The 22,570-nt window shown below is 66.3% G+C and carries 17 protein-coding genes; 12 read left to right on the top strand and 5 right to left on the bottom strand.

Annotated features, from left to right (window positions below; genetic code table 11):
* The first annotated feature begins 137 nt into the window (after positions 1 to 137).
* From HEQ22_RS05820 to HEQ22_RS05785, 8 genes are all read left to right on the top strand, one after another.
* Entirely contained in the window at positions 138 to 1,220 is a 1,083-nt protein-coding gene (locus HEQ22_RS05820) for an ABC transporter ATP-binding protein (protein ID WP_432770252.1), read from the top strand.
* Between the two features lie 117 nt (positions 1,221 to 1,337).
* Positions 1,338 to 2,387: a LacI family DNA-binding transcriptional regulator gene (locus HEQ22_RS05815; protein ID WP_432770251.1), complete on the top strand. Its 1,050-nt coding sequence runs from the start codon at positions 1,338 to 1,340 to the stop codon at positions 2,385 to 2,387.
* A gap of 22 nt (positions 2,388 to 2,409) precedes the next feature.
* On the top strand, positions 2,410 to 3,678 hold the full coding sequence (locus tag HEQ22_RS05810) for an extracellular solute-binding protein (protein ID WP_432770250.1): 1,269 nt from the start codon (positions 2,410 to 2,412) through the stop codon (positions 3,676 to 3,678).
* Positions 3,675 to 4,661, top strand: coding sequence for a carbohydrate ABC transporter permease (locus tag HEQ22_RS05805; RefSeq protein ID WP_432770249.1), 987 nt, complete (start codon positions 3,675 to 3,677; stop codon positions 4,659 to 4,661). Before HEQ22_RS05810 ends, HEQ22_RS05805 begins: the two co-directional genes overlap by 4 nt.
* Positions 4,658 to 5,473 carry a carbohydrate ABC transporter permease gene (locus HEQ22_RS05800; protein WP_432770248.1) on the top strand — a complete coding sequence of 272 codons (816 nt, stop codon included), beginning with the start codon at positions 4,658 to 4,660 and terminating at the stop codon, positions 5,471 to 5,473. The genes HEQ22_RS05805 and HEQ22_RS05800 overlap by 4 nt, the downstream gene beginning before the upstream one ends.
* Before the next feature lie 23 nt (positions 5,474 to 5,496).
* On the top strand, positions 5,497 to 6,249 hold the full coding sequence (locus HEQ22_RS05795) for an alpha/beta hydrolase-fold protein (RefSeq protein WP_432770247.1): 753 nt from the start codon (positions 5,497 to 5,499) through the stop codon (positions 6,247 to 6,249).
* Entirely contained in the window at positions 6,246 to 7,592 is a 1,347-nt protein-coding gene (locus HEQ22_RS05790; protein ID WP_432770246.1) for a GH1 family beta-glucosidase, read from the top strand. Before HEQ22_RS05795 ends, HEQ22_RS05790 begins: the two co-directional genes overlap by 4 nt.
* A complete protein-coding gene (locus tag HEQ22_RS05785; RefSeq protein WP_432770245.1) occupies positions 7,589 to 8,452 on the top strand; it encodes an endonuclease/exonuclease/phosphatase family protein in 864 nt (287 codons plus the stop codon). Before HEQ22_RS05790 ends, HEQ22_RS05785 begins: the two co-directional genes overlap by 4 nt.
* Here HEQ22_RS05785 and HEQ22_RS05780 read toward each other — a convergent pair whose 3' ends face one another.
* Together HEQ22_RS05780 and HEQ22_RS05775 are read right to left on the bottom strand one after the other, a co-directional pair.
* Positions 8,453 to 9,943, bottom strand: a complete 1,491-nt coding sequence (locus tag HEQ22_RS05780) for a glucoamylase family protein (protein WP_432770244.1) — start codon at positions 9,941 to 9,943, stop codon at positions 8,453 to 8,455. It lies immediately after the preceding gene.
* Between the two features lie 68 nt (positions 9,944 to 10,011).
* A complete protein-coding gene (locus tag HEQ22_RS05775) occupies positions 10,012 to 13,047 on the bottom strand; it encodes a TonB-dependent receptor domain-containing protein (protein WP_432770243.1) in 3,036 nt (1,011 codons plus the stop codon).
* 246 nt (positions 13,048 to 13,293) lie between these two features.
* Here HEQ22_RS05775 and bglX point away from each other — a divergent pair, with 246 nt between their 5' ends.
* Positions 13,294 to 15,621, top strand: coding sequence for a beta-glucosidase BglX (gene bglX / locus HEQ22_RS05770; RefSeq protein ID WP_432770242.1), 2,328 nt, complete (start codon positions 13,294 to 13,296; stop codon positions 15,619 to 15,621).
* Positions 15,622 to 15,709: 88 nt separating this feature from the next.
* Positions 15,710 to 16,927 (top strand): MFS transporter, encoded by a 1,218-nt coding sequence (locus tag HEQ22_RS05765; RefSeq protein WP_432770241.1) that lies wholly within the window; start codon positions 15,710 to 15,712, stop codon positions 16,925 to 16,927.
* Between the two features lie 9 nt (positions 16,928 to 16,936).
* Here the strand turns inward: HEQ22_RS05765 and HEQ22_RS05760 are convergent, their stop codons facing one another.
* Positions 16,937 to 17,839 (bottom strand): hydroxymethylglutaryl-CoA lyase, encoded by a 903-nt coding sequence (locus HEQ22_RS05760; RefSeq protein ID WP_432770240.1) that lies wholly within the window; start codon positions 17,837 to 17,839, stop codon positions 16,937 to 16,939.
* 130 nt (positions 17,840 to 17,969) lie between these two features.
* On the opposite strand from HEQ22_RS05760, the gene HEQ22_RS05755 reads away from it, so the two are divergent.
* A complete protein-coding gene (locus HEQ22_RS05755; RefSeq protein WP_432770239.1) occupies positions 17,970 to 19,136 on the top strand; it encodes a CaiB/BaiF CoA transferase family protein in 1,167 nt (388 codons plus the stop codon).
* On the top strand, positions 19,133 to 19,837 hold the full coding sequence (locus HEQ22_RS05750) for a glutathione S-transferase family protein (protein WP_432770238.1): 705 nt from the start codon (positions 19,133 to 19,135) through the stop codon (positions 19,835 to 19,837). The genes HEQ22_RS05755 and HEQ22_RS05750 overlap by 4 nt, the downstream gene beginning before the upstream one ends.
* Before the next feature lie 46 nt (positions 19,838 to 19,883).
* On the opposite strand, the gene HEQ22_RS05745 is transcribed toward HEQ22_RS05750, so the two are convergent.
* Both HEQ22_RS05745 and HEQ22_RS05740 read right to left on the bottom strand, forming a co-directional pair.
* On the bottom strand, positions 19,884 to 20,459 hold the full coding sequence (locus tag HEQ22_RS05745; RefSeq protein WP_432770237.1) for a hypothetical protein: 576 nt from the start codon (positions 20,457 to 20,459) through the stop codon (positions 19,884 to 19,886).
* Between the two features lie 889 nt (positions 20,460 to 21,348).
* A complete protein-coding gene (locus tag HEQ22_RS05740; RefSeq protein ID WP_432770236.1) occupies positions 21,349 to 22,488 on the bottom strand; it encodes an acyl-CoA dehydrogenase family protein in 1,140 nt (379 codons plus the stop codon).
* Between the last annotated feature and the right edge of the window lie 82 nt (positions 22,489 to 22,570).

The following is a 22,570-nucleotide window of genomic DNA, read 5'->3' as shown; positions in this document are numbered from 1 at the left end:
AAACACAGGGCGGCGGGCAGTCAGCGTGTCGCGCACGAACAGGCAATATCCCGCCGGTTAAACCGATGTAACCGGTTGCATTGACCGGGTCCAACCGATAGACCGCCGGTCATAACAGAAAATACGGGAAGGGGAAAATGGCAGGCCTGTCGATTCACGACGCACGCAAGAGCTTCGGCGAAACGCAGGTGCTGCGCGGCGTGTCGATCGACGTCGCCGACGGCGAGTTTGCGGTCATCGTCGGGCCGTCGGGCTGCGGCAAATCGACGTTGCTGCGCGCGGTCGCGGGGCTCGAGGAGCTCAGCGGCGGGCGGATCGTCATCGGCGGCACCGACGTCACCGCGCTGCCGCCGTCCGAACGCGGCATCGCGATGGTGTTCCAGAGCTATGCGCTCTACCCCCACCTCAGCGTCTATGAAAATATGGCGTTCGCGCTGCGCATCGCCAAGGCCGACAAGGCGGCGATCGACGCCGCGGTCCGCGGCGCCGCGGCGATCCTGAATATCGAGGCGCTGCTCGATCGCAAGCCCGCCGCGCTGTCGGGCGGCCAGCGCCAGCGCGTCGCAATCGGCCGCGCAATCGTCCGCAAGCCGCAAATCTTCCTGTTCGACGAGCCACTGTCGAACCTGGATGCCGACCTGCGCGGGCGGATGCGCTACGAATTCGCCGCGCTCCACAAGACGCTCGGCACGACGACGCTCTATGTCACGCACGACCAGGTCGAGGCGATGACGCTCGCCGACCGCATCATCGTGTTGCGCGACGGATGCATCGAACAGGTGGGCACGCCGCGCGACCTTTACGCGCGCCCCGCCAACATCTTCGTCGCGCAATTCCTCGGCGCGCCGAAGATGAACATTGTCGCCGCGACGGTCGCCGAAGACTGTCGCGCGCGGATGAGTGACGGGCGCACCCTCGCCCTGCCCGCCGACGCGCCGCGGCTCGCGCCCGGCACGCCCCTGTCGATCGGCATCCGGCCCGAAGATATCGCGATCGGCGCCGCCCCGGACGCTCTGTCCTTCACCGTCGGATTCGTCGAACGGCTCGGCGGGCTCGCGACGGTGCATCTCGCCAGCGGCAACGGCGCCTCGCTCGCGTGCCAGCTCCGCGATGACGGCCGCCTGACCGAAGGCGACAGCGTGCCCGTCACGCTGCCGCCCGACCGCCTGCACCTGTTCGACGCAGACGGGCGGGCGATCGGCGGGGCGGCGCGCGAATGACCTTGCATCTCCGCCTTGTAACCGGTTACCTTGTGAATCTATCGCGCCCGGCAGAACCAGAATGAACCGCGGCGCGGCGGCGGCCCGGCGTCACCGGACGGAGAGGGGGCGAAGGTCATGACGACGTTGAGGGATGTGGCCCGCGAGGCGGGAGTGTCGGTCGCGACGGCCTCGCGCGCGATCAACGGCCACAGCAATGTCACCGCGCCGACGAAGGCCGCGGTGCTCGCCGCGGTGAAGAAGCTGAATTTCGTGCCGCACAGCGGCGCGCGCAGCCTGACGCGGCGCAAGACCGACACCGTCGGGGTCATCCTGCCCGACCTGTTCGGCGAATTTTTTTCCGAAATCATCCGCGGCATCGACCTGGTCGCGCATGAATCGGGCATGCACCTGCTGCTCGGCAACATGCACGGCAGCGCGCACGAAACCGCCGCCGCGATCGCCTCGATGCGCGGCCGCGTCGACGGCTTGTTGGTGATGCCCCCCGACATCAAGCCCGACCTCCTCGCCGGCCACCTCGACCCCATGCTGCCGACGGTGCTGCTCAACTATGACGCGGGATCGCTCGACCTGCCCTTCGTCGCGGTCGACAATTATCGCGGCGCCTATGCGATGACCGAAGCGCTGCTCGAGCGCGGCGCGCGGCAGGTCATCCACATCGCCGGGCCCAAGCATAACCGCGACGCGCGCGATCGCCAGCGCGGCTTCACCGACGCGATGGCCAAAATAGGCAACGAACGCAGCCCGGTGATCCTGCCCGGCGATTTTTCCGAAGAAGCGGGGATGGAGGCGGCGCGGCTGCTGGTGCAGGGCCAGCTTCCCGCCGACGCGGTGTTCGCGGCGAACGACCTGATGGCGGTCGGGTGCATCATGCAGCTTGCCGAAGCCGGGATGTCGGTGCCCGGCGACGTGATGGTCGCGGGGTTCGACGACATCCCGCTCGCGCGCCATATCAGCCCGCCGCTGACGACGATGCAGGTCAAGATCGACCGGCTCGGCTCGACCGGCATGATGATGCTGCTCCGCCTGCTGCGCGGCGATACGCTGGGCAGCGCGAGCACGACGATCCTGACCCCGACGCTCATCGCGCGCGGCACCACCGGCGGCCCGGCGGCGCGCGCCGCGATGGCCAGGCCGGCCGCAGCCGAGCAAGGCGCGGCGCCATGACCGGCACGGCCCGGCAAACGCCATGCGCCTGACGCGGCGCGAGGTGACGGGCGCGCTGGCGGCAGCGCCGCTGCTGCCGCTGCTGGGCGGCTGCGACGTGCGTGGCGGCGAGGGCCTGACGATCTGGGCGATGGGAAACGAGGCGGCCAGCCTGCCCGCGCTGCTGCAAGGTCTCGGCCGCCCGGCGGGCGCGCCGCACGTCACCGTCCAACCGCTGCCTTGGACGGCGGCGCACGAAAAATTGCTCACCGGCTTTGCCGGTAACTCGCTGCCCAGCATCGGTCAGGTCGGCAACAGCTGGATCGCCGAAATGGCCGCGATCGGCGCCATCGCCCCGGTGCCGGCGTCGGCGGCGGCGCTGCTCGGCGACCAGTTCGCCGCGGTCGTCGACACCAACCGCATCGGCGGCAGCTTCTGGGCGGTGCCCTGGTATGTCGACACGCGCCTGCAATTTTATCGCAAGGATCTGTTCGCGCGCGCCGGCTATGGCCCGCCGCCGCTCGACTGGGCGGGGTGGAAGTCGGCGCTGCACAAGGTGAAGGCGCTGGCCGGCGACGGCAATTATGCGGTGCTGCTGCCGGTCAACGAGTTCGAACAGCTGCTCACCTTCGCGCTGTCGGCGGGCGCCCGGCTGCTGCGCGACGAGGGCGCACGCGGCGCCTTTTCGGACCCTGCGTTCAAGGCCGCGCTCGCTTTCTACAAATCTTTGTTCGACGAAGGGCTGGCCCCCGTCGCCTCGGCGACGCAGATTTCGAACATCTGGAACGAATTCGCGCGCGGTTTCTTCAGCATCTTCACCTCCGGTCCGTGGACGATCGGCGATATGCGCAGCCGCCTGCCCGCCGCGATGCAGGACCGCTGGGCGACCGCGCCCAACCCCGGCCCGACCGGGATCGGGTCGGCAGCCCCCGGCGGGTCGAGCCTGGTCGTTTTTGCCGGCGGCGAGAACTCCGATGCGGCGTGGGACCTGGTGACGCGCCTGCTCGCTCCGTCGGCGCAGCTCAGTTTTCAGAAGCTGACCGGCAACCTGCCCGCGCGGCGTTCGGTGTGGCGCCATGCCGGGCTGGCGAGCGATCCCATCGTTGCCCCTTTCGCGACCCAACTCGAGCGCGCGACGGCGCTGCCAAAGGTTCCCGAATGGGAACGCATCGTCACCGAGATGCAGGTCGTCGCCGAACGCATGGTGCGCGGTCAGTACAGCATCGACGCGGCGGCGGCGGAGATCGACCGGCGCGCCGACCGCTTGCTCGAAAAGCGGCGCTGGATGCTGGACAAGGGGCGTGCCCTGTGAGCGCGAAGCAGCGAACCACCGAAAGCGTGAGCGCGAAGCAGCCAACCGGCGAAATCGTGAGCGCGAAGCAGCGAACCACCGAAAGCGTGAACGCGAAACGGCGGATCGAGGAGGCACGCGCCGGCTGGGCGATGACCGCGCCCGCGCTCGCGGCGATCGTCGTCTTTTTCGCCCTGCCCGCGATCGCCTCGCTGGTCCTCAGCTTCACCGATTTCGACATTTATGCGCTCGCCGATCTCGGCAACCTGCGCTTCGTAGGCCTGCAGAATTACGAACGATTGCTCGAAAACCCGCTGTTTTGGAAAGCGATGGCCAACACGATGTGGTTCGTTGCGCTCGGCGTGCCGCTGGTCGTCTTTCTGTCGCTGGCGGCGGCGATGCTGGTCAATTCGCGCTGGCTGGCGTGGCGCCCGCTTTGGCGCGTCGCGCTGTTCGCGCCCTTTGTAACGACCCTCGTCGCAACCGCGGTCGTGTGGCGCTACCTGCTCCACACCCGCTACGGACTCGTCAACTATCTGCTGTCACTGTTCGGCATCGCGCCGATCGACTGGCTCGGCAGCCCGACCGCGTCGCTGCCTGCAATCCTGATCTTCGTCGGCTGGAAAAGCTTCGGCTACAACATGATCATCTTCCTCGCCGCGCTCCAGACGGTGCCGCGCGAACTCGACGAGGCGGCGCGGATCGACGGTGCCGGCTGGTGGACACGGCTGCGCCACGTCACCCTGCCCGCGATCGCGCCGACGGTGCTGCTGGTGTCGGTGCTCACCGTCGCGGCGATGTTCCAGCTGTTCGCCGAACCCTATGTGATGACACAGGGCGGCCCCGCCCAGTCGACCGTCACCATCCTCTATTTCATGTATGAGGAAGGCTTCAAATGGTGGAACCTGGGGTCGGGCGCCGCGGTCGCCTTCCTGCTGTTCCTGTGCATCCTCGCGGTCACGTTGGTGCAGCTGCGGCTGGCGCGGCGGAGCGGTGCGATATGAGCGTCAAGCGCTGGACCGTCACCCTGCTCGCCGCGCTGGCCGCGCTGCTGACCATTGCGCCGCTGCTGTGGATGCTGTCGGTCAGCTTCATGGCGCCGGGCGAAGCGTCGCGTTTCCCGCCGCCGCTGCTGCCCGGCGACCCCGGTCTCGACAATTACCGCACGCTGTTCGGCACCTTCGGCATCGGCCGCTTTCTCGCCAACAGCGTGCTGGTCTCAACGCTTGCCACCGCGCTGGCGCTGCTTTTTACCATCCCCGCCGGTTACGCCTTTGCCAAGCTGCGCTTCCGCGGGCGCGACGCGACCTTCCGGATGCTCGTCGCCGCGCTCGTCGTGCCGGGCCAGATCGGGATGCTGCCGCTGTTCCTCGAACTGAAGGCGATGGGACTGGTCAACAGCTATGCCGGCGCGCTGGTGCCATGGCTCGCGGGCATTTTCGGCATCTTCCTCGTCCGCCAATACTGCCTGTCGATCCCCGACGAGATGCTGGAGGCGGCGCGTATCGACGGGGCGAGCGAGGGTGCGATCCTGCGCCGCATCGTGCTGCCGCTGCTGACCCCGATCATCGTCACGCTGGCGCTGTTCGTCTTTCTCGGCAGCTGGAACGACTTCATGTGGCCGCTGATCATCCTCGCCGACCAGGATCTCTACACCCTGCCCGTCGCGCTCGCGGCGATGAGCCGCCAACATGTGCAGGACAATGAGCTGATGATGGCGGGCGCCGTCGTCACCACCCTGCCCGTGCTCATCCTCTTCCTCGCGCTCCAGCGCTTTTACCTCAGCGGCCTCCTGACCGGGAGCGTCAAGGGATGACCCAACCAACCAAGGAAAGACCGATGACATATTGGACCGCTGCCCTGCTCGGCCTCGCCCTCGCCGCATCGCCCGCCGCCGCCAGAGCGAAAGCGCCCGCGACGATCGAGGGGCAGACGCCGCAGCCGGCAATCGAGCCCGGCAGCTATCCGTACCAGCTGTTCCTGCCGAAAGGCTATCTGGCCGACCGCGCGCAATCCTGGCCGCTGCTCGTCTTCCTGCACGGCTCGGGTGAGCGCGGCGACGATGTCGCCAAGGTCAAGGTCCACGGACCGCCGAAGATCGCCGACCGCGACCCGGCCTTCCCCTTCATCACCGTCTCGCCGTTACTGGGCGCCGATCAGGACTGGGATATCGCCCGCCTCGACCGGCTGGTCGACCATGTCGCGAAAACCTATCGCGTCGATCCGGCGCGCATCTATCTCACCGGACTCAGCCGCGGTGGCCATGCGAGCTGGCGCTGGGCGATTGCCGAACCGCAACGCTTCGCCGCCGTCGCCCCGGTCGCCGGCCGCGGCAATCCTGGCGAGGCGTGCCGGTTGATGGACTTGCCGGTCTGGGCCTTTCACGGCGACCGCGACGATGTCGTGACGCCAGAGGGCAGCTTCGACATGGCGCGCGCGATCCGCGCCTGCGCCGGGCGCAAGGTCCGCCTGACCATCTATCCCGATCTCGGCCACAACAGCTGGGATCCCGCCTATGACGATCCGGCGCTTTACGCTTGGTTCCTCGAACACCGCCTCTCCTCCCCGGTATCCGCCAAGGACAAGAAATGACCCAGACTGTTTTTCCCGACGATTTCCTGTGGGGCGCGGCGACCGCCGCCTACCAGATCGAAGGATCGCCGCTCGCCGACGGCGCCGGCGCGAGCATCTGGCAGCGGTTCAGCCACGACCCGCGGCTGATGGCGGCAAAGGGCGACACCGGCGACGTCGCGTGCGACCATTACAACCGCATGCCCGCCGACGTCGCGCTGATGAAGGAACTGGGGCTGAAGGCCTATCGCTTCAGCGTCAATTGGGGCCGCGTGCTGCCGGGCGGCACCGGGCAGGTGAACGCAAAGGGGCTCGACTTCTACGAACGGCTCGTCGACGAATTGCTGAAGCACGACATCGAACCCTTGCTCACGCTGCACCACTGGGACCTGCCGGTCGCGCTCGACGACCGCGGCGGCTGGCTCAATCGCGACAGCGCCGACTGGTTCGCCGACTATGGATCGGTGATGTACCGCGCGCTCGACGACCGGGTGAAGAAATGGGTGACGCTGAATGAACCGTGGGTGATCACCGATGGCGGTTACCTGCACGGCGCGTTGGCGCCGGGGCATCGCAACCTGTTCGAAACCCCGATCGCCAGCCACAATCTGATGCGCGCGCACGGCCGCGCGGTGCAGGCCTATCGCAGCGTGGGCGCCCACGAAATCGGCCTTGTCGTCAACATTGAACCCAAATATCCGGCGAGCGACAGCGCCGCCGACATCGCGGCGACCGCGCGCGCCCACGCCTATATGAATCGCCAATATCTCGACCCTGCGCTCAAGGGCAGCTATCCCGCCGAACTCGCCGATATCTTCGGGGAAGCATGGCCTGACTGGCCTGAGGCGGATCTGAAAGACATCTGCCAACCGCTCGACTTCATTGGCATAAATTACTACACGCGCAACGTCGTCCGCGCCGATCCGAACCAGTGGCCGCTCGGCGCCTCGCCCGTCGCGCAGGTCGCGACGCACACGACCACCGACTGGGAAGTCCACCCTCCCGCGCTCACCGACATGCTCGTCTGGTTCCGCGACACCTATGGCGACATGCCCGTCTATATCACCGAAAACGGCGCCGCCTTTTATGACCCGCCGACCGCCGGCCCCGACGGGATCGACGATCCGCTGCGCTGCGATTACCTGCGCACGCATATCGCCGCGATCGGCGACGCGATCGAACAGGGGGTCGATGTGCGCGGCTATATGGCGTGGTCGCTGCTCGACAATCTGGAATGGTCGCTGGGCTTTTCGAAGCGCTTCGGCATCGTTCATGTCGATTACGCCACACAGGTCCGCACGCCCAAACGAAGCGCGCGCTTCTACTCCAGCGTCATCGCGGCGAACGGCGGCAATCTGGGATGAGGGTGCTGCTGATCCTGCTGGCGGGGTTGCTCGCGCTGCCCGCCGCAGCGAAAGAGCGCGCCGACCGCTACAGCGCGATGACCTACAATATCCGCCTCGACCTCGCATCCGACGGCGACAATGCGTGGCCGCACCGGCGCGCGGCGGTCACCGCCCTCGTCGCCTATTACGCCCCCGACCTTGTCGGCATGCAGGAGGTGCTGCTGCACCAGAAGCAGGCGGTCGAGGCCGACCTGCCGGGCTATGCCTTCGTCGGCGTCGCGCGCGACGACGGCAAGGACCAAGGCGAATTTTCGCCGCTCGGCTATCGCCGCGACCGCTTTGCCCTGCTCGCGTCGGGCACTTTCTGGCTCTCACCGACGCCCGGCGTTCCCGGCAAGGGCTGGGACGCCGCCTACCCGCGCGTCGCCACCTGGGCGCGATTGCTCGACCCGGCGGCAAGGCGCAGCCTGCTCGTCGTCAACACCCATTTCGACCATGTCGGCACGGTCGCGCGGCTGGAAAGCGCGCGCCAGATCCGGCGCTGGATTGCCGCCAATCGCAAGCGCGGCGAAACCGCGATGCTGATGGGCGACTTCAACAGCCCGACCGCCAGCCCCGCCTATGCCGCGATCGTCGATCCCGGCGCCGGGGTGCTCCACGACACGCTGGCGATCAGCCGCACCCCGCATTTCGGCCCGCCCGGCACCTTCACCGCCTTCAAGATCGCGCAGGCCGAACCCGCGCCGATCGACCATATTTTCGTCAGCAACGATGCGGCGGTGCTCCGCCACGCGACGCTCACCCAACAGGCTGGCGGCAAGCTGCCGTCGGATCATTATCCGGTGCTGGCCGATCTGTGCGTCGGCGCGGGGTGCTGATTATCGGGCGGGCGCCTGTTCGAGCCAACCGCCGGTAAAGCCGATCCGTTTCAATCCGCGCACGATGTGCGGGTTTTTCTGCATCGTCTTCCAGATCAGCCCGCTGCGGTGGTTTTCCATCATCGCCAATATCGGCCCCTGGTCGATCCCCAGATAATCGTTGGCGATCCAGCCGCGCGCCGGATCGACGGCGCCCGACTTCGACCCGAAATCGGTGAAGGTAAAGCTGGGGTTGAAGGCGTCCTTGAAGCCGTACCGCGTATACAGGCGTTCGCCATATTGGTCGCGCATCGCCATCAGCGCCGGGATGGTCACCTCGGGCGCGAACGGGATCGATCCGCCGGCCGCGGTCGGCACGATCGTGCCGTCGTCGACGACACGGATCGCGCTCACGCCGCGCGCCATATAGCCATTGAAGTCGCGCGGCACCCCGCCGACGCTATATTTGCCCTGCGAATATCCCGGCCCGTCCGACGCCGTCCAGCCCCAGATGTCGGCGCTGTATCCTGCCCACTTGTCCGGATTGTCGGCACCATAGGCGCGCTGCGCCAGCGTCGCACGGCGGCTGTTCTCGAAATAATCGATGCCCTTGCCGCGCATGAAGGCGTCCTTGATGCCGCGAAAATCGACCCAGACGTGGCTGTACTGATGCCCGAACAGCGGCTCGAACTGCAGATGCTCCTGACCGTAATAGGTGCCCCAGTCCTTTTCGAGTTCGGCCGCCCAGCCCTTGTCCCACGCCTCCTTGCCGACCGGATGGGTCGGCGAACCGAGCGCGAGGACATAGACCAGCATCCCCTCGTTATACCCGACCCAATCGTGGGTTTCGAAACCGCGCTCGGGCTTCCACCCCATGGTGATGCCGTGCGATCCCGCTAGGTTGCGCGCCTCGGTGCCGGTGTTCGACCGCTGCACAAAGGTCCAGTCGACGCGGGTGTAGATCTTCTCGGCCAGCGCGCGGATCTCCGCCTCGACCGGATCGTCGCGGTCGTAATAGCTTTGCGCGAACAAGGCGCCGCCCAGAAACAGGCTGGTATCGACGGTCGACAATTCGTTGGTCTTGTACCGCGTGCCGTCGTCATTCTTCAGGAAGTGATAGAAAAAGCCCTTGTAGCCGGTGTTGCCCGCCGCCTCCGGCCCCTGCGGCGCGCTCCAGTAAAAGCGCAGACAATCGCGCGTCCGCTCCGCCGCCGCGGCGCGCGTCACATAACCACGCTCGGCGCCGATGCCGTAAGCGGTCAGCGCGAACCCGGTTGCCGCGATCGACGAGAAGGGATTGCTCGGCCAGCGGTCGGGCGCCAGGCAGCGCCTTGTGTCGGTGGTGTCCCAGAAATACCGAAAAGTCCGCTCGGTCAGCTCTTCCGAAAAGGCCGCCTCGGTCAGCGGCGCCAGCCGCGCCGGCGCGGCGGGGGCGGTCGAAGGCGGGGGAGCGGCGGTACAGGCGGCAAGCGCCAGAAGGGGCAAAGCGAGCGACCCGATCCGGAAAGACATTCAAAACTCCAAATAAACAGGCGCCCGGTCACGGGAGGGGGGTGTGACCGGACGCCCTGATCAACCGGTCAGAAAGAGAAGCCGGCTGAAACCTTTACCGTCCGCGGCGGATTTCCGCCAACCCCGATCCCCGAAATGCTCAGATATTGGGGCGACGACGGATCGTTGTTGTAATCGACATAGTTGCGATCGTTAAACAGGTTCAGGATGTCGACGCGCAGCCGCAGCCGCGATTCCTCGCTGATGAACCGGAACGGGATATATTTGGTGATCGCGATGTCCATCTGGCGGAAACCCCACAGATCGCCATTGCCGTCGGCTTCGTTCGAAATCACCTCGCGGACCGGATTGGCGCCGCCGACGCTGCGGAACGCCTTCAGATAGGGCGGCGACGCGATCTGGAACTTGCCCGACAGCGTCACCCCGATCGGCAGGTCGACCGATCCGGTGGCGACCAGGCGATGCTTGCGCACCCCGCTCGACCGCGTGATCGGATAATCTTCCAGCGACGGGAAATCGAGGCTGAAGACCTCGCCGAAGTTCCGGTTTTCCTCGGCCTCGGTGTAGGTATAGGTCGCCGAGAAGGTCCACGGCGAGGCCGCCGAGTAATTTTTGACCAGCTTCAGATAGCCCGTGTCGGCACTCGTCTCCAGCCCGTTGGTCCCGATGATGATCGAACCGAAGCCCGGGGGTGCAAAACCGAAGGGGGAGTCGGGCGCGGCCGGTGCCGGCGGGAAGAAACTGCCGTCGGGCCGGCGATTGCCGAGCAGATAGGCAAAGCCGTCCTTGCTCTCGATATGGCTATAGCCGATTTCGGCCTCGAACAGCGGCGTCACGCGGGCGCGGAAGCCCAGGCTCATCTGGTCCGAATAGGGCACCTTCAGGTCGTTGTCGATGAAACGAAGCTCGCGCCCGCCGCCCGGCCCGGCCTGCGCCAGCAACTGCGCGCGGCCGGCCTCGGTCAGATAGATCGGGTCGAACGGCACGCAGGTCGGCCCCGGCGCGCAGGTGTTGTTCGGATCGCCGGTGATGAAGTTGAAGGTGCGCGTCGTGTACGAACCGACGCTGATTTCCTGTTGCAGGAAATCGAACTGGTTGCGGTCGTACGAGCGCCCGATGCCGCCGAACACGACATAGCGCGCATCCTCGTCCAGCTCATAGCTGAAGCCGATGCGCGGTTGCCAGGCGCCCATGAACGCCTTCCGCTCGCTGCCGGTCGAAATGAAGTCGTTGATGTCGTAATCGGCGTTGACCAGGTTCGGATAATTGGCCGGCGACACCGCATTCACCGCGTCGGCGGGGTGGACGAAGTTCAGGAACGCCGGCGTCCGCTCATAATCCCAGCGCACGCCCAGGTTGAGCGTCAGCCGGTCGGTGACCTCCCAGTCGTCCTGCACATAGATGCCGAACTGGAAATTCTTCGAATTGATGATCGGGCTGCCATTGCCCGTCTGGGCGCCGAACTGGACGCGATAGGGAACGTCGTCGTTGAACGTGCCGCCGCCCGGATTGAACGCGGGGTTATAGGTATAGACGGGGTTGAAGGCATTGAGTTGCAGCGAATTGAGTTCGACCCATTTCGCCTTGGCGCCCACCTTGATCGTATGGCCCTCGAATCCGGTCCAGGTGAAGTCATTCTGGACGCCCCAGCCCTTCTGACCCTTTTCCTGATAGTTGCTGCCGCCGCCGATGCGCAGGATGTCGCCGCGCACGACGACGCCTGGCTGCGGATTGGTCGGCGACGGTCCGGCATAGGCGAACAGGAAGCCGTTGCCGAACTCGAATGGCGTCGGCGCCCATTTGACGTCTTCGTAGGTCACCTTGAAATCGTTGATCCAGCTATCGGCGGTATGTTCCCAGCGCGCGGTGCCGCGAAGTTCCTCGACATCCTGCGAACTGATCGTGCTGCGCGCGCCGATGCCGCTGCCCAGGAACTCGCCGGTTTCCTTGCGGAACTTGCCCGACACTTCGATCAGGTCGCTGTTCGACGGCTGGAAGCTCAATTTGCCGAAATACAAATCTTCGTTGAACGTCGCGTTCGTCGGCCCGAACACGTCCTGATATTCCGACGGGAAATAAGTGACCGGCAGGTTCAGCCCCGGTGTGACATCGACCGGATTCTGCTGACGCTTGCCTTCATAGGTCACGAAGAAGTGCAGCATGTCCTTGATGATCGGACCGCCGAGCGCGCCGCCGAACTGGAAATCCTTCGTCTTGATCTTCGAGCCGGTCAACTCGTTCGGCCGGCGGTCGCGGAAGCTCTGGTCCGTGTAGTCGATGAACGCTTCGCCGTGGAACTCGTTGGTCCCCGACTTGGTCACCGCGGTAATCGCCACCGAGCTGACCTGGTCGAACTCGGCTTTGTAGTTGGACGAAATGACGCGATATTCGCCGACCGCGAGCTGCGGGAACGGGTTGCCCTGCGTCGAATCCTGACCGGTGATGCCGTTTTTCAGGACATAATCCTTCTGCCCGACGCCATCGATGAAGATGTTGACGCTGCGGCTGTCCTGCGCGCCGCCCTGCAGCCGCGACTGGCCGTTGCCACCGGTGACGAACTGGACGCCCGGCGCCAGGTCGGCAAAGGCCAGGAAGTTGCGGTTGTTCTGCGGCAGCACCTCGATCTGGCGCTGGGTGATGTTCGATCCGACCTCACCGCCCTCCATCGAACGGATGCGCGTGCCGGTGACGATGATTGCATCGTCGGCGCCCTCGGCAATATCGCCCTCGGTGAAATCGAAATCGAGCACCGCGCTCTGGCCGACCGACAGGGTGAATTCGTCGGTGTTGCGCACCCCGCCGGGGGTGGTGATTTCCAGCCGATAGGTGCCCACCGGCAGCGATGCGATATTGTAGCTGCCGCCCGCGCCGACCGCGACGCTGCGCCGCAAGCCGGTGTTGACGTTGATCGCGGTGACCTGCGTCACGCCGCCGTCGGCGGTCACGGTGCCGCGCAGCGACGCGTTCGACACCTGCGCCGCTGCCGGCGCGACAAAACCGATGGCCAGCGCCGCACCGGCGCTGCTCCAGGCAAGCGCAGCGGCGAGCGTCCGGGTGCGCGACCGGCGCGCGTTATTGATCGAGATTTCACGCTGAAACTTCACGGCATCCTCCCTTTTTGTGCCCCGACATTTCCCGCTTTCGCCTGATTCGCTGGTCGGCCTTGCCACCGGTCAGCGACGAATCGCGGGAAATCGCGTCGTTGTTTTTTTGATTTGTAACCGGTTTCACGATGACTGTATAGGGGGAAGCGACACGGGGGCGCCGCGCCCGGATGCAGCCGGTTATCGGCTGATTTCTGGCGATGTGCGCTGCTAAATCAGATAGAAATCACCTGGGAAGGACGAATCATGTCGCCGACGCCGCGCAACCTCACACGCCTCACGCTGGCCGCGCTTTTGCTGACGACGCAGATGGCCCCTGCCCCGCTCCTTGCGAAACCGGCGGCGAAGGCGGCAGCGACGGCAGAGGTCGATGCCGCAGGCTGGATGCGCGCCGATCCAATGATGGATCGGTTCATCGCCGACCTGATGGCCAAGATGACCCTCGACGAAAAGATCGGCCAGCTCACCCTACTCACCAGCAATTGGGAATCGACCGGCCCGACGATGCGCGAAGGCTATAAGGAGGATGTTCGCGCCGGCCGCGTCGGCGCGATCTTCAACGCCTATACCGCCCAATATACCCGCGAGTTGCAACAGCTGGCGGTCGAAGGGACGCGGCTCAAGATTCCGCTGCTCTTCGGGTACGACGTGATCCACGGCCATCGCACCATCTTCCCCATATCGCTCGGCGAAGCGGCGAGCTGGGATCTTCAGGCGATCGAGAAAGCAGCGCGAATTTCCGCGGTCGAGGCATCGGCGGAGGGCATTCACTGGACCTTCGCGCCGATGGTCGACGTCGCGCGCGATCCGCGCTGGGGGCGCATCTCGGAAGGATCGGGGGAGGATGTCTATCTCGGCAGCCTGATCGCCAAGGCACGCGTCCGCGGTTACCAGGGCGACGACCTGTCGCGCCCCGACACCATCCTGGCTACCGCCAAACATTTCGCCGCCTATGGCGCGGCGCAGGCCGGGCGCGACTATCACACCGTCGATATTTCGGAGCGCACGCTGCGCGACGTCTATCTGCCGCCGTTCAAGGCCGCCGCCGACGCCGGCGCTGCCACCTTCATGACCGCGTTCAACGAAGTTGACGGCGTCCCCGCATCGGGCAGCCGCTATCTGCTCACCGACGTGCTGCGCGAAAAATGGGGCTTCAAAGGGTTCGTGGTAACCGATTACACGTCGATCAACGAAATGGTCCCGCACGGCTATGCAAAGGACCTGAAACAGGCGGGCGAACAGGCGATGGGCGCCGGCGTCGATATGGACATGCAGGGCGCGGTCTATATGGAAAACCTCGCCGAATCGGTTGCCGAGGGCAAGGTCGACACCGCGCGCATCGACGCCGCAGTGAAGGCGATCCTCGAGATGAAATATCGCCTCGGTCTGTTCGAGGATCCCTATCGCTATGCCGACCCGGCGCGCGAAAAAGCGACGATCTACAAGCCCGAGTTCCTCGATGCGGCGCGCGACGTCGCGCGCAAATCGATCGTGCTGCTCAAGAACAAGGACAATGCCTTGCCGCTGGCGGCTGCGGCCAAGTCGATCGCGGTGATCGGCCCGCTCGGCAACAGCAAGACCGACATGATCGGCAGCTGGTCGGCGGCCGGCGACCGCCAGACCCGGCCCGTGACCCTGCTCGAAGGAATGCAGGCCGGCGCGCGCAAGGGCACGACCGTCGCCTATGCCAAAGGCGCGAGCTACGCCTTCGAGGACGCGGGCAAGACCGACGGCTTTGCCGAGGCGCTGGCGCTGGCGCAGAAGTCCGACGTCATCGTCGCCGCGATGGGGGAGCGGTGGGACATGACCGGCGAGGCGGCGAGCCGCACCTCGCTCGACCTGCCCGGCAATCAGCAGGCCTTGCTCGAGGAACTGAAGAAGACCGGCAAGCCGATCATCCTCGTGCTGATGAGCGGCCGTCCGAACAGCATCGAATGGGCCGATGCCCATGTCGATGCGATCGTCGAGGCCTGGTATCCCGGCACGATGGGCGGGCACGCGATCGCCGACGTCCTCTATGGCAAATACAACCCGTCGGGAAAATTGCCGGTCACCTTCCCGCGCAACGTCGGGCAGGTGCCGATCCACTACGACATGAAGAACACCGGCCGGCCGATCGAGCTCGGCGATCCGGGGGCGAAATATGTCTCGCGCTATCTCAACACCCCGAACACCCCGCTCTACCCCTTCGGCTACGGCCTCAGCTACACCAGCTTCACCTATTCGCCCGTGACGCTCGACAAGGCGACGATCCGCCCGGGCGAAACGCTGACCGCCAGCGTCACCGTCACCAACAGCGGCGCGCGCGACGGCGAAGAGGTGGTGCAGCTCTACGTCCGCGACCTCGTCGGATCGGTGACGCGCCCCGTGAAGGAGCTCAAGGGCTTCCAAAAAATCATGCTGAAGCAGGGCGAGAAACGCACCGTCCACTTCACGCTGTCCGACACGGACCTGGCATTCACCCGCCAGGACATGAGCTGGGACAGCGAGCCTGGCGCTTACAAGCTGTGGATCGGCCCGTCGTCGGCCGCGGGGTCGGAAGCCGCGTTCGAACTGACAACGGCGCGGCAATAGCCGCTGGACGCCATAGAGCCAGCGCGCCCGCTTGCCGCGGCGCGCTGGCGGCGCTAGTCGCGATGGCGTGAGTCCGGCACAGCGTCCTTTGCCAGCATCGCTGGCCCCCTTCCGCTTCCCCGCCTTTCGCGCCATCTGGATCGCCAACCTCGCGTCGAACATGGGTTCGATGATCCAGTCGGTCGGCGCCGCCTGGCTGATGACCGAACTGACCACGTCGCACCTGTTCATCGCGCTGGTGCAGGCGAGCGCCACCCTGCCGATCCTGTTGCTCGGGGTGGTCGCCGGCGCGATCGCCGACAATTATGATCGGCGCGCGGTGATGCTGGCGGCGCAGGGCTTCATGCTCGCCGCCTCGGCGCTGCTGACCGTCGCGACCTGGTCGGGGGTGCTGACCCCGGCGCTGCTGCTGGCGTTCACGCTCGCGGTCGGGTGCGGCACCGCGCTCAATTCCCCCGCGTGGCAGGCGTCGGTGCGGCTGCAGGTCGGCCACGCCGACCTGCCCCAGGCGATCGCGCTCAACACCATCGCCTTCAACCTCGCGCGCAGCGTCGGGCCGGCGCTCGGCGGGCTGCTCATCTCGCTGACCAGCCCGGCGCTGGCTTTCGCCTTCAATGCGGTCAGCTATGTCGCGCTGATCGTTGTGCTGCTCCGCTGGCACCCCGACGTCACGCCACCGCGGCGGACGCCGATGCTGGGCGCCATCGCGACCGGCATCGGCTTCTGCATGGCGTCGCGGCCGGTGCGGCGTATCCTCGCGCGCGGTTTCGCCTTCGGCCTCGGCGCCGCGGGGTTCCAGGCGCTGCTGCCGTCGCTGGTGCGCGACCGCCTGCACGGCAGCGAGATCACCTATGGGCTGTGCCTCGGCGCCTTCGGCCTCGGATCGATCTTTTGCGCGCTGTGGATTGGCGCGGCGCGGCGGCGCTGGGGCAGCGACCGGGTGCTCGGCATCGCGGCGACCACTTTCGCGGCGATGATGGTGCCGGTTGCGCTGACCCAGAATCTGCTTGTCGTGCTCGCCGCCGCCTTCGTCGCGGGCGGGGCGTGGGTATCGACTTTCACGACGCTCAATGTCGCGATGCAATTGCGATCGCCCGAGGAGATATTGGGGCGCTGCCTGTCGATCTATCAGGCGGTGACCTTCGGCGCCCTCGCGCTCGGCGCCTATGTGCTGGGGCTCGTCGCCGACCTCACCTCGCTGTCCGCCGCGATCCTCGCGTCGGGCACGTGGCTGGCGGGCGCGGCGCTGATCCTGCGCATCGTCGCGCCGATGCCGCAGCGCGACGAAGGCCGCGTGCTGCCCTGACCCGCTTCGTCAGCCGGGAAACGCCGGCGCGCGGCTGACCATCGCCGGCAACGGACGCCCCATCACGCCGCCGAGCCATCCGGCCGCGGCGACGATTTGCGGCAAGGCCAGCCCGGTTGCGACGCCGCCGCGTTCGAGCAGATAGACGACATCCTCGGTCGCGACATTGCCCGCCGCCCCCGGGGCAAACGGACAGCCGCCGAGCCCGCCGAGCGCCGCATCGACCGTCGTCGCCCCCGCCGCTACCGCGGCCCAGACGTTCGCGACGCCGCTGCCGCGGGTGTTGTGGAAATGGACGCGCACCGGCAGCGCGCCAACCGCGTCGCGCACCCGGCCGACCATTTCACTGACCCCCGCGGGCACGCCGGCGCCGATCGTGTCGGCGAGCGCGATCTCGCGCGGCTCCGCGTCGGCGGCGCGCTTTGCCATCTCGACGACGCGGTCGATGGCGATCTCGCCCTCGAACGGGCAGCCGAAGGCGGTCGCGATGGTGATCTGTCCGCCCCGCCCCGCCGCCTTCGCCAGCCCGACGATCTCGATCGCGGCGGCGAGCGATTCGTCCGACGTCTGTCCCTGGTTGCGGATGCCGAAGCTGTCGCTCGTCACGCACACCGCGCCGAGTTCGTCGATGCGGCCCGTCGCGAGCGCGCGTTCGGCGCCGCGGCGGTTGAGCACCAGTCCGATGTAGGTGACGTCGCTGCGGTCGGGCAGCATCGCCACCAGCTCCTCGGCATCGGCGAGTTGCGGCACCTTGCCGGGATTGACGAAGCTCGTCACTTCGATCCGGCGCGCGCCGTAATCGATGGCGCGGCGGACGAGGTCGAGCTTGTCGGCGGTCGACACGATCGCGCGTTCGTTCTGGAGGCCGTCGCGGGGGCCGACTTCGACGATTTCGATGCTTCGTGGGGTCATCAATTTTGCCTATCATCGCGCATATCAAATAGCAGGTTGATAATTGCATAGCATTCTAAGTATATCGAATCCAGATCGCGTGATGCCGCGGGGACTGCCACAGGCAGCGCCGGGCGCCGAAAGGAATGCAATGACGGAACATGGGGGAGCGCTGGCGGGGATCCGGGTGGTCGAGCTGGGGCAGCTGATCGCCGGCCCCTTCTGCGGCCAGCTGCTCGGCGACATGGGCGCCGAGGTGGTGAAGATCGAACCGCCGGGCGGCGGCGACCAGATGCGCAACTGGGGCCAGGGCGACAAACCGAGCTGGTGGCGGGTGATCGCGCGCAACAAATATTCGGTCGCGGTCGACCTGCGCAGCGAAGACGGCCAGGCGCTCGCCCGCGAGCTGATCGCGAAAGCCGACATCCTCATCGAGAATTTCCGCCCCGGCACGCTCGAGAAATGGAACCTCGACCCCGCCGAGCTGCGCCGAACCAACCCCGGACTGATCGTCGTGCGGGTGTCGGGTTACGGGCAGACCGGCCCCTATTCGGCGCGCGCCGGCTTCGGCGGCATCGGCGAGGCGATGGGCGGCTGGCGCGGCATCGTCGGCTATCCCGACCTGCCGCCGGCGCGGATGGGCGTGTCGATCGGCGACACGCTCGCCGCGACCTATGGCTGCATGGGGGCGCTCGCGGCGCTCCACCACCGCAACCAGACCGGCGAAGGCCAGATCGTCGATTCGGCGCTGTACGAGGCGGTGCTGCAGGTGATGGAATCGACGGTCGCCGATTATTCGGCGAGCGGCACCAAGCGCCGGCGCACCGGATCGACCTTGCCGGCGATCGCGCCGTCGAACGTCTATCCGTGCAAGGACGGCGAATATCTGATCGGCGCCAACCAGGACGGGGTGTTCGCGCGGCTCGCCGCGGCGATGGGACGGCCCGAGCTGTCTCAGGACGACCGCTATGCGACGCACCGCGCGCGGGGGGCGCGGCAGGAGGAACTCGACGCGCTGATCGGCACCTGGACCGCGACGCTGACGATCGCCGAGCTGGAAGCGAAGATGCTCGCCGCCGCGGTGCCCGCGGGGCGCGTCTACGACCCCGAAGACATGTTCGCCGACCCGCATTTCGCGGCGCGCGAGGCGCTGGTGACGGTGCCCGACGACGAATATGGCACGGTGACGATGCAGGGCGTCTTCCCGAAGCTGTCGGCGACGCCGGGCGCGGTGCGCCGCCCCGCCCCGCTCACCGTCGGGCAGGACACCGACGAGATCCTGGAACGCTGGCTCGGCCGGGCGGGCGGCGCGGCATGATCACCCTCTATGGCGGCCCGACCCCCAATGCGCGCAAGATCGCGATCGCGCTGCTCGAAATGGGGCTGGAATGGCGGCTGGACTATGTCGACATCCTCGCCGGCGACCAGCTGACCCCCGCCTTCCTCGCGCTCAACCCGAACAACAAGACCCCGGTGATCGTCGACGACGACGGCCCGGGCGGCGAGCGGTTGGTGCTGTGGGAAACCGGCGCGATCCTGCTCTATCTTGCCGAAAAGACGGGGCGGTTCCTTCCCGCCGATCCGGCGGCGCGCGCGATCTGCTGGCAATGGCTGATGTTCCAGGTGTCGGGGGTCGGCCCGATGTTCGGGCAGGAGGCGCATTTCACCCATTATGCCAAGGACCGGCATGAGTATGCGATCGAACGCTACAGCCGCGAAGTCGACCGGCTGATGATGGTGCTCGACAAGCGGCTCGCCGAGTCCGAATGGCTCGCCGGCGACGCCTATACGATCGCCGACATGGCCACCCTGCCCTATCTGCGCCGCCAGCTGATCGAAAAGGCGGGGCGGTTCCCGCACGTCGACCGCTGGGGCGCCGCGATGCTCGAACGCCCCGCGGTCGCCGAAGGCATGACCGTCGGCGTCGCGCGCGCCGAGACGATCGAGGGCGGCCTGACCGGCTTCACCGACGAACATCGCGCGATCCTGTGGGGCGACCGGCAGCATGTGAAGCGGTGAAGGCGAAGGGCGGAATTGGGGTGGGGCATCGCTGTCATTCGGCAAATCAGCTCACGAGATACACCCCAAAGACAGTGTATGTGCCTTCTTCGCAGCCGCCTCCAAAAGAGCCAGCATTGATGGCCGCTACCGCCGCTTCAAGACTGCCAAACAGGCAATGCTCATTCACTTGCAGCTCGTCGGCTACCGAATTGCAGGACAGCGGCGAGTGTTCGAGATAATCTCCGAATACCACGACGTCATATCCAAGCAGCGAGAGAGCATCCCAGGCTGTTGGCACTTCGACAGCATCTTCGACTCCCGCTGAACGGACAGCCGACCTTGGACGCCAAGAGGCCGCGTCAAACTCCCAACCATCTGATTCGAGTTCCTGATCGAAGGCGGAATAGTAGAATAGCTTTGCTCCGCTCGTATCGACGCCAGCTTTGGCCGCGAGGGACCTGAGCACCTGTGGACTGTTCGCAACGCCGAAGCTGTTGTGTTGCCAAGCCTCCTGCACATCGACGACGTTATCGTTGACGCAGTCCGCAACGCTGCAGATGCCGTCAATGTGTCTCGAACCTGCGCCCAGCCATCCGGGCGGCGGCACGATGTGTTTCAGAAGGTAACCAGCGGCGAGCATCGTAGTCATCTATCAGCACAGCACCACGTCCGCCATCGGGCAGTTTGATGCCGCGAGATCCGGTGGGGCGACCGGCAGCATGTGAAGCGGTGAAGGCGGCGAGGGGCGGAATTGGTGCGATTCCAGACAATCCCCCTCCCTTTCAGGGAGGGGTTAGGGGTGGGTTGCGAGCGATAGCGAGCGGCGGTGAATATGCCGCCGTTGGCGGCTACCCACCCCCAGCCCCTCCCTAAAAGGGAGGGGAGCAGCAAAGTCCGCAACCGGCCGGAAGCGGGCGGTGCAGTTGGCATCAAGCCCTCCCCTTCAGGGGAGGGCAGCGAGACTTGCCAGCTTGCTGGCTAGTCGCAGCGGGTGGGGGGCATCGGCCTTACGCTACCCCGCGAGCCCCCACCCCAACCCCTCCCCTGAAGGGAGGGGCTTTTTTGGCCTCAACGAGCCGAAAGCCGCGTCAGCTAGTCAATTGGAAAGGCGCCCAGAGGCGCAGAGATCGCAGAGATGATGGCGATCGCTCTCTGCGATCTCTGCGGCCTCTGCGCGAAATATTTGCGGCATCGTCGTGGGCGACCGGCGGCAGTCGGCCATTTCCGATTCGCCGTTGCTCAGCGATGGGGCGGTGCCCGCTTTGGGGTGGCTTCTACACTTATCGTCATCCCGGACTTGATCCGGGATCCACTGCGGCGCCGAAGTCATGGATCCCGGATCAAGTCCGGGATGACGATAAGGAAACGATCCTCCCTGTCTCACCACGACGGCAAGGGTCAGGGGGCACAGGAGATCATACGCAAGCGTTCGACACCGCGTACCCCTCCACCAGCTTCGCTGGTCCCCCTCCCCGTTCCGGGGAGGATCGCTGCGTCCGCAACCGGTCGGAACCAGCTATTACCCAGCCTCAATCCGCCAGGGCGAGCCGTTCGTAACGGTCCATGTGATAGTCGGCGCTGCCGAACTGGCCCTCGATCATCGTCGCGCGCTTGAAATAATGGCCGATCGCCAGTTCCTGCGTGATGCCGATGCCGCCGTGGGTCTGGATCGCGTTCTGGCCGACGAACTTCGCGCCGCGCGCGACCTTGTTCTTGGCCGCCGACACCGCCGCCATCCGCGCGTTGGCGGGCAGGTCGAGTTTCAGCGTGCCCATGATCGTCATCGACCGCGCCTGTTCGACCTCCATGAACATGTCGACCATGCGGTGCTGGAGCACCTGGAATTTGGCGATCGGGATGCCGAACTGCTTGCGCTGCTGGGTATATTCCAGCGTGCCTTCGTGCAGTTTCTGCATCACGCCGGTCGCCTCGGCGCAGGTCGCGATCGTGGCTTCATCGACGATCTGCTCGATCAGCGGCAGGCCGGCGCCCTCGCCGCCCAGCAAGGCATCGCCGGGGATCGCGACATTTTCGAAATACACCTCCGACGCGCGGCTGCCGTCGACGGTCGGATAGTCGCGGCGCACGATGCCGGGCAGCTTCGCGTCGATCAGGAACAGCGACACGCCGTCGCGGTCGCGGCGCCCGCCGCCGGTGCGCGCGGTGACGAGCAGATGCGTCGCCCACGGCGCGGCATAGACGACGCTCTTGTGGCCGCTGAGCACATACCCCGCGCCGTCCTTTTTCGCGGTCGTGGTCAGGTTGGCGAGGTCGTAGCGGCCCTGCGGTTCGGCATAGGCGAAGGCGATGATCGCGTTGCCGGCGATGATTTCGGGGATCATCGCGTCGGCCTGCGCGCCGCCGACGGCTTTCAGCGCGCCGCCGGCGATGACGACGGTCGGCAGATAGGGCTCGACGCCCAGCACCTTGCCCAGTTCCTCCATGATGATCGCATTTTCCAGCGCGCCGCCGCCCAGCCCGCCATGCTCTTCGGCAAAGGGGGCACCCAGCATGCCGAGTTCCTGCGCCAGCGCGGTCCAGATTGCCGGATCGCGGCCCGTATCGCTGCCGGTGAATTTCTGGCGGGTGTCGAAATCATGGGTGTCGGCCAGAAAGCGCGACAGCGTGTCGCGGATCATGTCCTGCGTTTCGGTGTAGGTGAAATCCATTGTCTTATTCCTGATCTTATCGGTTCCCCGGCGAAAGCCGGGACCCAGTCGCGCCGCAGGCGGTCCTCACGGCCGCCCGAGA

The sequence above is a fragment of the Sphingopyxis sp. genome, from assembly GCF_050916055.1.
Taxonomy (GTDB): Bacteria; Pseudomonadota; Alphaproteobacteria; order Sphingomonadales; family Sphingomonadaceae; genus Sphingopyxis.
This window is presented reverse-complemented; position numbering and strand designations above follow the sequence as displayed.